Raw genomic sequence first — 14,048 nt, forward strand, 5'->3', positions numbered from 1 at the left:
TTAAAATATATTTTCTATTCAATATTTTTATCTAATTGATCAATAAAATCTCCTATTCTTAATAATAAATTATCAATATTATTTTTCATAAGTCCTGATGTTTCAATAATTGTTATATTTTTATAAGTTTTTTTAAATAAATCTAAATTATTTTTTGCTAACTCTAAATCTATTTTGTTTGCAACTACAATTTCTGGTTTTTTATCTAAATCTAAATTATAAGATTTTAATTCATGTCTTATAATCTCATAATTTTTAACTACATTTTCTGTCCCATAGTTTCCACTCATATCAATAATGTGACAAACTATTTTACATTTTTCAATATAAGTTAAAAATTCTACACCTAAACCTTTCCCTTGATTTGCTCCTTTTATTAAACCTGGCAAATCTGCCACTGTAAAGGTTCTATTTTTTTTATCAACGCAAATCCCTAAGTGTGGTTTTAAAGTCGTAAAGGGATAGTTTGCAATTTCAGGTTTTGAATTTGATATGACTCTTAACATTGTTGACTTTCCTGCATTGGGAAGTCCTACAAAACCAACATCAGCTAAAACATCTATTTCAATTCTTATATTAAAGTTTGCTCCTGGTTTCCCATATTCAAATTCATGCATAGTTGCAACTTTATTTTTATCATATAGATTTCTATTTCCTCTTCCTCCTTGTCCACCTTTTGCTATTACTATTTTTTGATTATTTATATCAAATCTTGCTAAAAGCTCATTTTTTTCATTAAAAACTGATGTTCCTACTGGCACATAAATAATTGTATCTTTTCCATTTTTACCGTTTTTATTTTGTTTCTTACCATCAGTTCCATTTTCTGCTATATAAATTTTTTTACTTTTTAAATCCATTAAGTTAGAAACGTTTTTATCACTTATAAAAACAATGTTTCCTCCATTGCCTCCGTTTCCTCCATCCGGTTTTCCTTTATAAAAAATATCAAATCCAATGGCACCTTTTCCGCCATTTCCAGATCTAATATTAAATTTGGCTGTGTCTATAAATCTCATATTATTTTCCTCATTCTAATTTTTGTTTTTATAAAACAAAAAAATCTAACTTCTGTTAGACGTAAAAAAAATTGATCTTACTAAGAAATTATTTGTTTATTAAATTATCTATTATTATGATTGGATCATAGTAAAATCGCTGCTATTGACACTGCCTTATTCCTCCTATTAGACTTTAAATTTTTATAAATTAATAAATATTGATATTTGGAACAATACGATTAAATACTTCTTCAGTCATTAATCCTTCTTGTTTTGGATAAGTTAATACTAATCTCATAAACAATGCTAATAAGTAAAATGAATTTACATAATCCATTAACATATCTATTTTATCTTTAGTTCAATTAATTTCTTTTGCTTCTGATAGTTTTTTATAAGCTAAGAAATATGATTCAAAAAAATCAACTAAATTTTGTACTAAATCTCTAAAAGCTTGTTCTGCTGGAATATTAATAATTTTTTTTAAACTGTTGTGAATATTTTCATACATGTTTAATTCGCTATCATTTTTTACTCTCTCTTCATAAGCTTTAATAAGTTCATTTGCTTTAACTCCAAATGCTTGAACAGTTGTTGTTACAATTATATCTAATCCACCCATTTCACTTACAACACCTTTAGGTAGTTTTTCTTCTTCTAAGTTATTATCAATTGACATGATTACAACTGCTGCGTTTTGAAAGATTGACATTAAATGATTTAACATAATTAATTGATCACTATTTTCAACTGCTGGTTTTCAATCAGGAAAAGACTTATCAAATGTTAGTCCAAAGGTATCTAAATCTTTTTTTGATTTAATTTCTTTTAATTGTTTAAATAAATCTTGAATTGTTTCTGGAACTATAAAGTCTTTTGAAACATTTTTTTGAAAATTTTTGTATACTTCATTAATTGCATTAGTTATTATTTTTTCATATTCAATTGGCTTTATTTCTTTTTGCATTTATTTATACTCTTTTCTATGATTATGGAATATTATCTTAATTTGTTATTATAATATCATAGAAGAAAAGAGGTAGCAAGAATATGGTATGAGGAGAGTCAAATTCAAGGGAATTTCTAGATTGAGCAGATTTTTGTAGAAATAATGCTTTAAGAACAAGAGGTATTACAAATACTGGTGGACCAAACTTTACAAGTGATAGATCATCACCGCAATATCAAGCTACAAAACAACAACTTTTAGATATAATTCAAAAATCAAGAACTATAAGTGTTCAACAATTATATAACTCTTTACCTACTAATTTAGTTTCCAACCCAACTGTTAAACATGTTTTATTACAGTTATATTACGAAGATAACTTAACTATTCAAAGTCAATCAAAAAGTACAAGTGATCGTGAAACTAATTTTGTTGTCACTTTTGTTAAAAAAGCTACACCACCAAAACCATCTAAACCAAATTTCCAAGGTGAAAGAAAACAGTCAAACATCGAAGATTTAATTGATAATTCGTGAAGTGCAACAGGAAGAAAATTAAGTTTTGATAAATTAGAAAAACCAAAAAGAGAAAATTTAAACATTAGTTTAAAAAGAAATTCGACACCAACTGTAAATATGCCTGGCGAAAAACCTGTAATTGATGTTAGAAAAAAAGTTGATTCTCCAAAAGTTATCCAGCCAGTTGTGATTACAACACCAAATAAAGCCGACCCACCGGTTGTTGAACAAAACTTTACTTATATTGAAATTCCTAAACCAAAACCAGAAGTTCAAGCACCAGAACCAGTTGCTCCTGTAGTACAAATTAATCCTGTTTATAGACCTCCAGTAAAAGAAGAAGTTTATATAGAAGATAGAGTTTTTGCCGGTTTAACCGATTATGAATTATATTATCTTGCAGCGTTTTTAAGGGATGCTGCCAAATTAGAAAAAGCAAGAAACTCTTATATTGATTCAACAAGAGATTTAGTGTATACCAAAGCAGATATTCAATATTTAAATAATAAAGAGGGATCTAATATTGGTCTTAAAATTGTTGGGGCAGTGTTATGTATTGTAATCATTGGTATTTTTATTCTTATTTCAGCAAGTAAAAATAAAATCAAAGCAAAAGCAACAAAAGACTATTTTAAAGAACTAAAAAACGTTGGATATGACGATTTAAAAGTAGAGTTAAAATCTAAATATCCTAAAATAATTGAGTTTTAACTAAAAAAATCACAATTGATATAAACAGGGAAAAATAAATTCTACACAAGAAAGAGGTGTAGAATTTTTTATGTCAAAAATTTATCAATAGAACAATGAGTTGAAATAATTGGAATATATAAAAAACAAGGAATTAAAATAACTGAACAAAAGTTTCGTAAATTTAAAGCAAAAGAAATTAAATTTTTGCGAATTCTTCAAAAAAGAATAAAACAAAAGGCTTATTTATTAGATAATTATGGTATGAAAAGTTTAAACAGAAAAAAGGTTCAGGAAGATATAAAAAGAGAGATGATTCTGACATCCCTGGAATAATTGATGATCTAACAGAAGAACAAAAACACGAATAATTGAAGATTGAATAAAAAATCAAAGAGATAAAAGAAAAAAAGAAGCAATTAATAAAATAACATCCCTAAATATTAGTATGAAAGCAAGAATTATATCAATGTATATAACAACTTTTTATAAAAAACAAAAAATTAGAAGTTATAAATACAATAATTTAAAAAGTGAAGTTATGAATATATTAAGTGAGTCTAAGTTTATCTATGGCAGCAGAAAAATAAGTATATTACTAGAAAAAGAAAAAATATTTATAAATGATAGAACTTTAAGACATTATTTAAAAAGATGAGGTTTTGTAATAAAAACAAGAATAAAAAAATATTTATGCTAAATATAAAGACTTAGTTAAACGTGATTATAATCCAATCATTGATAATATTATTGCAACTGATGTATCTTACATACCTGGTTTGGTTGAAGGAAATAATTATTATTTATCTGCAGCTATTAGTCATAAAACTAAAAAAATTGAGTCATGATGCTTGTCAAAAAATAACAATACACAGTTGGTTGTTGATACTATAACTAAAATTAATAAATCTAACTTTATTCTACATTCAGATCATGGTTCTCAATATTCAAGTAACGAGGTTACTGAATTAGTAAAACAAATGAATTGCCAAACTTCAATAAGTAGAATTGGTAATTCCTTAGATAATAGAGAAATTGAATATTTTTTTAGTTGTTTAAAAGGAGAATAGCTAAATCATATTAATACAAGCAAAATGAACTTTAATGAAATTTTTAACCATATAAATTGGTATGTAGATTGGTATAATAACAAAAGAATACAAAAAGTTTTAAATAGAAAAACGTCAGCTTGTGCTGACGTTAATATTTAAAACTGTAGAATTTATTTTTCCCAGATTATGATATTTGATTTTTTTTATTAAAATTACATATTTGAGCTTTTGTAACTTGATTTGACTAATTTTTTTTCAGATTTGATATTTTTTAATTCTCTCTTTAGTTTTTTTAAACGAATATTTGCTCTTTTTATTTCTTGTTTTTGATTTTGAATTTCTTCGTGTTTAGCTGAAGCTTTATCATCAATACTTACCACTTTTTGTTTTAACTCTTCTTTTGTCATACTATTCTCCTTGCTAATACAATATATTAATTTTATCATTTTTCTACATATTAGCAACAAATTAGTAACATTGATTAAATTAAAAAATAAAAAAGTCATTTCAAATATTTATATAAATAATTAAAACGTTTCTTAATTTTTTTATTATAGCTTTATTTTTTTTGTGATCTGCTTGTCTAAAAATTGTGTATAACTGTGTATACTCTTTTCATAATTCTTTATATCGATTTAGGATTTTTTCATTTGTTTCTCTGATTATTTTTTTATCTTCTTCATCGAATGTTTTTGAACACAATAAGAAAATATTATGTTTAGATTTTAAATTATATTCTTCAAAATTAACATGAGTATAATTTGAATCAAACTTAGCATCTTCAAATAAATCTTTTAAACTATCGAATTGAGCTGTTAAATAGTGATTTAATAATTTTTTATATTTATTTATTATTTCTAAAATAGTTTCAAACATTTTAACAAATGCAGGAATTAACAATAAGTGAATTGAAAGTATACCGATTTCTACATAAATCTTATGACTTGTGTATTCTTCAAAAGTTGTATATATTAAATATGAAAATATTAAAGTTGAAGCAAAACTTGATACTATATTTATAAAAATATATCTTACAGAGTTTAACTCTACGATTCTAAAAATTTTAGTTTGTGAGTTTTTCAAATTTATATCATATTCAAAAACTTTTAAATTATTGTAATAATACTCTGTAGAAAATCACCCAATTATAGTAAATATAAATATTAAATATATAAAAAAAGCAATACAAACATAATTAACTTTTAACTTAACTTTTAAATTATGTTTAAAAACGATTTCATTAATAATAACTACAGCAAATAAAATAATAAATAAAATAATATTGTATAAAAAGTTACGATAAGTTTTTTTTGATTGTGTATATAATTGTTTTATATTTTTTTCACATTTTGCTATTATAGAATTTTTTTCAGTCATTGTAAATCTCTTTTCTATTAAATAACAAGTTAATTTAAATTTTGATTAATATTTATTAACTGTCTTTTTTATTCATCTTTATTATCTTCTATAGTTTTTTTAAATTTTTCAAATCTATCTTCTGAATCATCTTTTGGTTTTTGAGCTTGATTATATTTTTTCATATAAACCGCATCCTTATTTAAAGTATAAATTACATACTTATGACAAAAAACAATTATAGGAAAAAGTAAATCAGTTAAAACAAATATATGCAAAATACTTAGATAAGATAATATTTTATGTAGTTTTTTATTTTTAAACTTAAAAATATTTAAAGCAAACAATATTTGTGTTGTTAAAATAAACACTTCATAAAAAAATAAAATTATACAAACATAAATTGAATATGATTCAAAACTACTTTCTTTAACTAAACCAAGTAGATATGGTACATTTACTAAAATAATAACTAAACAAATATCTGTAAATTTTAATTGAAAAATAGTAAACTCAGGTCCGTTTTTAAAATCAATTACACTAAGTGAAATAATTGCACATAATAAAAGGACACCGTTTAGACCTACTCAAGCTCAAGCAAACTTACCTAATGATTTTGACATTTGCGACCTAATTCTAGGTTCTTTATCTATATACATCGTTTCACCCCAATAAATAGATTATAATAAAAAAATTCCTTTAAAAGGAATTTTTTTAAACAACACAAGCGTCACACTCATAATTTTCACTATCTTCTAAAACTTCTTGTCTTACTCTTACGTAATAAATTGATGCGCAGCCTTGTTTAAAGGCTTTAATATAAGCTTTATTTAAATCACGTGTTGTTGCACTATCTGTCATAAATAGAGTTAGTGAAATTGCTTGATCAACATGTTGTTGTGCCGCTGCACAAATGTCAATAATTGGATTGGGACCAACTTCATATGCCCCTAATGCATAATAAGCCATATTTTCAAAGTTTATGTTATATGCAGGCACATAAATTCTGCCCAATTTTCCTTCTTTTCTAGTTTCAACTGGTGCTACAACTGGTTGCAAACTTGGTGTACATGAAGATAAATAACTAATTGAACCAGTTGGTGCAACTGCTAGTAAATGTGAATTTGCAATACCATTTACTTTTATATCTTCTACCAATTCTTTTCAATCTTGTTGAGTCGGAATTGAGACATTGTATTTTTTAAATAACTCTTTAACTGTAACAGTGTCTGGAGTTCATTTAGATTCTTCACAATTTGTGTATTTGTCAAAATATGATCCATCTGCAAATGATGATTTTGCAAATGATTTAAATGGTCCATATTCTTTTGCTAATCTATTTGAAGCTTTAAAAGCATGGAATGCCATTGTGTAAAAGAACATGTTTGTAAAATCAACTGCTTCTTTTGAGTTGTAGTAAATAAAGTTTGTTGCTAAAAATCCGTGTAAGTTCATTGCTCCTAATCCAACGGCGTGGTTATTATCATTTCCTTTTTTAATTGAAGGAGCGCTTGATAAATTACTTGCTCTTGAAACTAAATCTAAAGCAGCAATTGATCTAAAAATAACATCTGAGAATTCTTGTCCACTTTCCATAGTTTTTGCAATATTCATACTTCCTAAGTTACAACAAATATCTTCTCCAACTTTGCTAAATCCTAAGTCATCTGTAAATTCACTTGGTGTGCTTACTTGTACAATTTCACTACATAAGTTACTCATAACAATTCTTCCTGTTTGACAATGAGCATTTCTATTATTTACAGTGTCATCAAATAAAATGTAAGGGTATCCACTTTCAAAGTGTAATTCAGCAATTGTTTGGAACAATTTTCTTGCATTAATGTATGTTTTTTTGATTTCAGGATTATTTACCATATTGTAATATTCTTGTGTAATTGAAATATCTGACATTGGTTTTTTATAAACTCTTTGAACATCATATGGACTAAATAAAGCCATTTCCTCATTATTTTTTGCTAATTCAAATGTAATATCAGGAATTACCACTCCTAATGATAATGATTTAATACGAATTTTTTCATCAGCATTTTCTCTTTTAGTATCTAAGAAACTCATAATATCTGGGTGGTGAGCTTGTAAATAAACTGCACCCGCACCTTGTCTTTGCCCCAATTGATTCGCGTATGAAAATGAGTCTTCTAAAATTTTCATAACAGGAATTACTCCAGTTGCTTGGTTAGCAATTTTTTTAATGGGAGCTCCATATTCCCTTAAGTTAGTTAAACATAAAGCCACTCCACCACCACGTTTTGATAATTGTAAAGAAGTTGTAACCGCTCTACCAATTGATTCCATATTATCTTCTACTCTTAATAAATAACATGAAACATATTCTCCACGTTGTTGTTTTCCTGCATTTAAAAATGTTGGTGTTGCTGGTTGAAATCTTCCTAACATAATTTGCTTCATTATAGCTCTTGCATCTTCAAACTTCCCATTTCCTAAGAACAATGCATTCATAACAACTCTATCTTCATAATTTTCTAAGTATTGTTTTCCATCAAAAGTTTTTAATCCATAAGCATTATAAAACTTCAAAGCCCCCATAAAACTTGGAAATTCTCTATTAAATCCATAAGCTTCTTTTGTGATTTGATCTATTTGTTCAATTGTATATAAATCAATCACTTCTTTTTCATAATATCCATTTTCAACTAAAAATTTAATTCTTTCCTCTGTTGATTTAAATTTTACAGAATTTGGTTCTACATGATTTTTTAAATATACTTTTGCAGCCTCAGCGTCTAATTTAAAATTATCATCACCTTTAGCTGTAAATAATTTAGCTCTCGCATTTAATGTTATATACTCATCAGACTCTTTAGCACCTGATAAAGTCAATACTTTTTCTTTTGTTTCCATAAATCTCCTATTCTTGTCAAAAGTCCTTAATTATTTTTCTAATTTCTTTAACATCATGTTCGGTTCCTAAAAGCTCAAATTGGTACAACAAAGGAACTTGCAGTTTCTTTGAAATAATTGGTCCTGCAATCGCATATGTGTCTCCGAAGTTGGTATTACCAGAAGCTATTACGCCCCTACAGTAACTTCTGTTTGTTTCGTTATTTAAAAACTTTATGACTTGCTTTGGAACAGCTCCTGCTGTAATGGTTCCTCCGCCCGCATATGTTGGTGTTATTAAAATATAATCTTGATTTACATTTAATTGTTCTTCTAAATCATAAGGTATTCTTTGATTTGGTAAGTCCAATTTTTGCATAAATCTGTGTGTATTATTTGATATTGAAGAGAAATAAACTACCATTATTTCTCCTTTTGGTCTTACGACGTTTTCGCTATTAACTCTAATTACATCGTCATGCATTAGTCAAATTCTCAGTCTTCATCCAATGTTTCTTCAGTAACACCCATTACATAAGAAGATCCATTACCTGAGAAGAAATCATGATTTTCATCTGCTCTAGCAGATAATTGTGTAAATATTTCGGGTTCAATTCTTGTTTCTTCTTCACTGAATGGTGATTCATAACCAAGGTTTTGTAAAAATTTACCTGCATTGTATACACTAAATCTAATTGCATCTTCTGCAAGACCAAATCCATCGTAAAGTTCATAAAGATAAGCTTTTTCTAAATCAATTAATTTATATAAAAGGTCGAAAACAAATTCTTTCATTTCTGCTTTCTTTTGATCGCTTAGCTTTTCAATTTTTCTTTGATATTTATAACCACTATAATAATTATGAATAACTTTATCTCTTAAAATTAGTCTAATTATATCTGAGGTATTTGGTAATTTACCTCTTGAAGATAAATAAAATGGTAAATAAAACCCTCCATATAATAAAAATCCTGGCATCAATGCTGCTGCTACTTTAGATTTTAATGGATCACTACTAGTGTAGTAAGGTATTAATTCCTTTGCTCTTTCTTGCAAAGATTTACAATTTATTACTCATTCGTGTGCTTCTTCAATTTGGTCACTTGAACATAGTGTTGAAAAGATAGTTCCATAACTTCTGGCATGAACTGCTACCATAAATGCAAAGTTAGTATAAATAACTTGTTCATGATCTGTTAATGAGTGATCAATTTGAGCTACATCTCCAATAGTAGCTTGAATTGTATCCAACAAGGTTAAACCTGTAAATGTTCTTGTAATTAATTGTTGTCAATCTGGTGTTAATTCAGATCAAGATTTAAGATCGTTTGATACCGGGATTTTTTCAGGTAATCAAAAATTTTGTGTAATTCTATTTCAAACTTCTAAATCCTTTTCGTCATTAATCACATTTCAGTTTACTGATCTCATTTTTCCTTTAAATCCATCCAGTGCGTATTGTAAAGGTGAAACTGAGTCGTTATAGTAGCTATTTTTTTGTTTTGCCATAATAATGAATCCTCTCTCAACTGTGATTAATTTATTTCCAAATTATATTCTCTCTTTAATCACTTATTTTTAACAACTATAAACAGCTTTTATTTTGTTTTTTGCATATAAAGACAACAAAAAAAGCGCCCTTATGAAACTAAAAAATATTGGAAAGAAATTTAGAATATGTAAGTAAAGTTTAAAACTTGTTCATATGATTGTTTTGTATAAAAGTAAAAGTTTAATTGATATTCTTTAATTATTTGCTTTAAACCTTTATAAAGCACTTGTAAAAAAGCCCTTATTTGCTTACATTTGCCCCTAAATTTCATGCTGTTTAGTTGCAAGATAATAATACTATGAAAAGAATAAAAAGTGTGTGAAATTTACAAAATTAAAAATTTTTTGCAAAAATGATTTTTTCCAGAGATTTTTTAGGTTTTTGATATTCTTGTATGACTTTGTTTTCTCGAATGTTTAATATAAAGGATTCTTTTATCTTAATTTCCTTAGAATCTTCTATTAAAGCTTTATTTAAAAATAAACTAGCGTTGTTTTTTTCAATGAAATTTACTTTACTTGTTTTAATTTCAATTTGAAAATATTCGTCTTTTGACTTTAATAATAGATCAACTCGTCCAATAAATGGTGTTTTATAAGAAATGTGCATAAATATCTTATTTGCAAATACCTCATGAATCTTGTGCTTATAAATAAAAGCATTAATCTCAGTTATAAATCTTTTTACCATATTAATATGAACTTTATTATTGCATTCATTTTTTATAAATCTTAAATTTTGTTCTTTTTTATGATAAACACTTTTATAAATCATATCTTTTACACATTCTTGTTGATTTATAGAATTATTTATTGTGTCTTTACTTAAGTTATTAATATATGGGAAGTTTTCTATTAGAATATCATAAGTATTCATAATGTTGATATATCCACCCGTGCAGTTTTTACGAAGTTTTTCTAAGTATATATTAGCTGGTTTAAAATCCTTTTTTATAAAAAACTTTTGTTCATTTATGCCATAACTGACATAACTAGATATATCATTCATCGAGATTTTTTTCATACTTATATAGTATAAAAAAATAATGGTATTAACCATTATTTTGATTATAAGTATGTCTTTTTGTTAAAATATCAATTATTGATTTTGGACTTGTATTTTTCATACTACCAACATCATTACTAATTTTGTCTAATTGTTTAGTGATTTGTTCAAATTGATCTTTTAAAGCATTCATTGCTTTATCATTATTTAAAGAGCTTATTGCACTTTCAAGTCTTTCCATTCTTTTTTCTAATTCTGAAACAATTTTTTCATCTAAAACTGAATTTGATGCATTTGATACACTAGGAGTTTCAATGCTTTTATGTAATAATGAGCTATTTTCGCTTGCCTCAAAAGTGTTAGCAGTTACATTAATTTCTTGTACTGTAGGTATTGAAGGAACTATGTGTTCTTCTTCGAGTTCTTGTACTGTAGGCATTGAAGGAACTATGTGTTCTTCTTCGAGTTTTTGTACTGGAGGCATTGAATTGGTTGAGTTTTGTTCAATAATTTCTTCTTTTATAGAATCAGCTTTTGGTGCAATAAAACTATTTGGCATTTCTTGATTTTCATCTATATCAACAAATCCAGCATTAATGAAACTTGGTGGAGCAGAGATTGTTCCTGGCATAGTTCCAAGCTCTTGAGCTTTTTTTGCTATTACTTCTTCTTGATGCTGTTTTTTTTGAGCAACTTCAAGCAGTTTATTTTCAAATTTAAAGTTTTTATCTTTTAAAATTTGACTTAATAATGAAATTGATAATGAGTCACCTTCTCTTAAATCGCTAAAATGAATATTAACAGCATTTTGTTTGTATCTATTTAGACTTTCTTTATATTGTCTAATAGATTCTGCTTCATCATTTTTTAACACTTTAGTTTGAGGTGCTACAAATCTATTTGGCATTTCTTGATTTTCATCTGTATCCTCAAATCCAGCATTAATGAAACTTGGTGGAGCAGAGATTGTTCCTGGCATAGTTCCAAGCTCTTGAGCTTTTTTTGCTATTACTTCTTCTTGATGCTGTTTTTTTTGAGCAACTTCAAGCAGTTTATTTTCAACTTTGAAGTTTTTATCAGAATAAACATCTTTTATTAAGTCGACAGAGTCATAACTTGCAGAAGGTAATTCATTTAAATCTTCATTTACGGCATTTTTTACATACTGATCAAGATTTTTTTTGTAATTTTCTTTAGACTCAATAACTCTTTCATTTCCTTTGATTTTAGGAATAACAAAGTTGTTATCATTTGTATCTGAATTTGTATCCTCAAATCCAACATTAGTGAAACTTGGTGGAGCAGAGATTGTTCCTGGCATAGTTCCAAGCTCTTGAGCTTTTTTTGCTATTACTTCTTCTTGATGCTGTTTTTTTTGAGCAACTTCAAGCAGTTTATTTTCAACTTTGAAGTTTTTATCAGAATAAACATCTTTTATTAAGTCGACAGAGTCATAACTTGCAGAAGGTAATTCATTTAAATCTTCATTTACGGCATTTTTTACATACTGATCAAGATTTTTTTTGTAATTTTCTTTAGACTCAATAACTCTTTCATTTCCTTTGATTTTAGGAATAACAAAGTTGTTATCATTTGTATCTGAATTTGTATCCTCAAATCCAACATTAGTGAAACTTGGTGGAGCAGAGATTGTTCCTGGCATAGTTCCAAGCTCTTGAGCTTTTTTTGCTATTACTTCTTCTTGATGCTGTTTTTTTTGAGCAACTTCTTTTAATAGATTTTTTTCGACAAAGTTTTTATCATTATAAACTTCAACTTTACTTGCATTTGCATTTTCTCCACTTACTTTTAAGTCATTAAAATCTAAGTTGATTGCATATGCCATAAACTGTTTAAGTTGATTTTCATAGTTTTGTCTTGATAGTTGAGTTCTTTTAACTGAGGTTTCAGGAATTACAAAATCTTGAGGTATACCAGGTTTATTTCCGCCACTATATCTTTCATGCATATCTTCAATATCATAATCAATAGCAGTTGATGAGTCTCCTCCAAATGCAGAAGTTGCTTCATCAATTGAACTTGTTTGGAAGTTTGTATTTACAACTTCACTTAATTCATTTTCAATGTTTAAGTTTTCAGATATTGTTTCTACAGATTTTTCTTCATCAAATGTTAGATATTTAACTTTATATTCATCTGGTAAGTTTAAATGACTTGCTAAACAATTTAGTTTTAAAACTTTACTATTAAATTTGTTAGCAAATTTTGTTTTAACATTTTCATTTAATTTATCAGATTTACTAGTTAGATCAATTCTTAAAGTTTCAAGTTGATCTTTTTTAGATTTTCAAACCAAATAAGCTTTACTTGAGTTATTTACTTTTTCTTCTTTATTTATTTCTTCAGATAATTCTACTTTTTGAGTTGTTTCTAAAGAGCTTGAATTAGGCAACGCAGAATTATCAATTGTGTTTGCTTTCTCAGTTAGGTCCAACACCTTTTTTAATTTGTTTTGGACTACTGAATCTGCGTTGCCAGTGAACTTTCCCTCTTTATTTACCTCTCTTTCAAATTTTCTTTCTTCTTTATAAATTGAAATTAGGTTTCTTTCTTCTGCATAATTGTTTAATGCTTCAGAATCAAACAATACTGCTTCTAATAATATTCATGCTAAAATCAAAGTTCCTGATAATAACAATGTTATTACTTGCCCGTATAGTAATCCTAATACTGGCAATAAAACTAAAACAGCTTTAACGTAAGGTTTTGATATTTTTTGACGTTTTTTAGCTCTTACAAGCTCAACTATTGCAATCACATATAAGAATACTGCTATAATTATCATTACAGCTGCAATTATAATAATTGTTGTTTGAGTAATACTTCCTGCAGCTACATTTTGTAATGAAACAGCTGATTTTCCTGATTTAAAGAAATTTAAGCCAAAAGGTTGATTTGAGAAAAAGTTGAATAGATTTTGCATAAATGCACTAGATGATCACATCTTTATTAACAAAGATAAAACACCAAATGCCATTAGAAATGTTGCACCGACCATAACTGATGATCATGCAAGTATTATAAGTAATAAAAACATAT

13 protein-coding genes are annotated in these 14,048 nt (G+C 26.6%); 3 read left to right on the forward strand and 10 right to left on the reverse strand.

Translation table 4 applies throughout. The annotated features are described in order from the left end of the window. Positions 1–14: 14 nt before the first annotated feature. Positions 15–1,019 (reverse strand): Obg family GTPase CgtA, encoded by a 1,005-nt coding sequence (gene cgtA, locus STABA_RS05485; protein ID WP_156007353.1) that lies wholly within the window; start codon positions 1,017–1,019, stop codon positions 15–17. 190 nt (positions 1,020–1,209) lie between these two features. Beyond that, complete coding sequence (locus tag STABA_RS05490) at positions 1,210–1,968, reverse strand: hypothetical protein (RefSeq protein WP_156007356.1); 759 nt, start codon at positions 1,966–1,968, stop codon at positions 1,210–1,212. 83 nt (positions 1,969–2,051) lie between these two features. Here STABA_RS05490 and STABA_RS05495 point away from each other — a divergent pair, with 83 nt between their 5' ends. The 3 genes from STABA_RS05495 (at position 2,052) to STABA_RS05505 (ending at position 4,228) form a co-directional block, all read left to right on the forward strand. Further along, positions 2,052–3,179, forward strand: a complete 1,128-nt coding sequence (locus STABA_RS05495) for a hypothetical protein (protein ID WP_156007358.1) — start codon at positions 2,052–2,054, stop codon at positions 3,177–3,179. Between the two features lie 427 nt (positions 3,180–3,606). Next, complete coding sequence (locus STABA_RS05500; protein WP_156007360.1) at positions 3,607–3,858, forward strand: hypothetical protein; 252 nt, start codon at positions 3,607–3,609, stop codon at positions 3,856–3,858. Between the two features lie 79 nt (positions 3,859–3,937). Beyond that, on the forward strand, positions 3,938–4,228 hold the full coding sequence (locus STABA_RS05505; protein WP_170264716.1) for a DDE-type integrase/transposase/recombinase: 291 nt from the start codon (positions 3,938–3,940) through the stop codon (positions 4,226–4,228). Between the two features lie 194 nt (positions 4,229–4,422). On the opposite strand, the gene STABA_RS05510 is transcribed toward STABA_RS05505, so the two are convergent. The 8 genes from STABA_RS05510 to STABA_RS05545 all read right to left on the reverse strand — a co-directional run bounded on the left by STABA_RS05510 (position 4,423) and on the right by STABA_RS05545 (position 14,046). Further along, positions 4,423–4,617, reverse strand: a complete 195-nt coding sequence (locus STABA_RS05510) for a hypothetical protein (RefSeq protein ID WP_156007364.1) — start codon at positions 4,615–4,617, stop codon at positions 4,423–4,425. Positions 4,618–4,696: 79 nt separating this feature from the next. Continuing rightward, positions 4,697–5,587: a hypothetical protein gene (locus STABA_RS05515; protein WP_156007366.1), complete on the reverse strand. Its 891-nt coding sequence runs from the start codon at positions 5,585–5,587 to the stop codon at positions 4,697–4,699. A 68-nt stretch (positions 5,588–5,655) separates the two neighbouring features. Beyond that, positions 5,656–6,225 (reverse strand): hypothetical protein, encoded by a 570-nt coding sequence (locus tag STABA_RS05520; protein WP_156007368.1) that lies wholly within the window; start codon positions 6,223–6,225, stop codon positions 5,656–5,658. Positions 6,226–6,280: 55 nt separating this feature from the next. After that, positions 6,281–8,452: a class 1b ribonucleoside-diphosphate reductase subunit alpha gene (nrdE, locus tag STABA_RS05525; protein ID WP_156007370.1), complete on the reverse strand. Its 2,172-nt coding sequence runs from the start codon at positions 8,450–8,452 to the stop codon at positions 6,281–6,283. 7 nt (positions 8,453–8,459) lie between these two features. Then, positions 8,460–8,915: a class Ib ribonucleoside-diphosphate reductase assembly flavoprotein NrdI gene (nrdI, locus tag STABA_RS05530; RefSeq protein ID WP_156007372.1), complete on the reverse strand. Its 456-nt coding sequence runs from the start codon at positions 8,913–8,915 to the stop codon at positions 8,460–8,462. Further along, positions 8,915–9,940: a class 1b ribonucleoside-diphosphate reductase subunit beta gene (gene nrdF / locus STABA_RS05535; protein ID WP_156007374.1), complete on the reverse strand. Its 1,026-nt coding sequence runs from the start codon at positions 9,938–9,940 to the stop codon at positions 8,915–8,917. Before nrdF ends, nrdI begins: the two co-directional genes overlap by 1 nt. Positions 9,941–10,316: 376 nt before the next feature. Continuing rightward, positions 10,317–11,006 (reverse strand): hypothetical protein, encoded by a 690-nt coding sequence (locus tag STABA_RS05540; RefSeq protein WP_156007376.1) that lies wholly within the window; start codon positions 11,004–11,006, stop codon positions 10,317–10,319. Between the two features lie 28 nt (positions 11,007–11,034). Beyond that, positions 11,035–14,046: a hypothetical protein gene (locus tag STABA_RS05545; RefSeq protein ID WP_156007378.1), complete on the reverse strand. Its 3,012-nt coding sequence runs from the start codon at positions 14,044–14,046 to the stop codon at positions 11,035–11,037. Between the last annotated feature and the right edge of the window lie 2 nt (positions 14,047–14,048).

The organism is Spiroplasma tabanidicola (assembly GCF_009730595.1).
In the GTDB taxonomy this organism is placed as follows: Bacteria; Bacillota_I; Bacilli_A; order Mycoplasmatales; family Mycoplasmataceae; genus Spiroplasma_A; species Spiroplasma_A tabanidicola.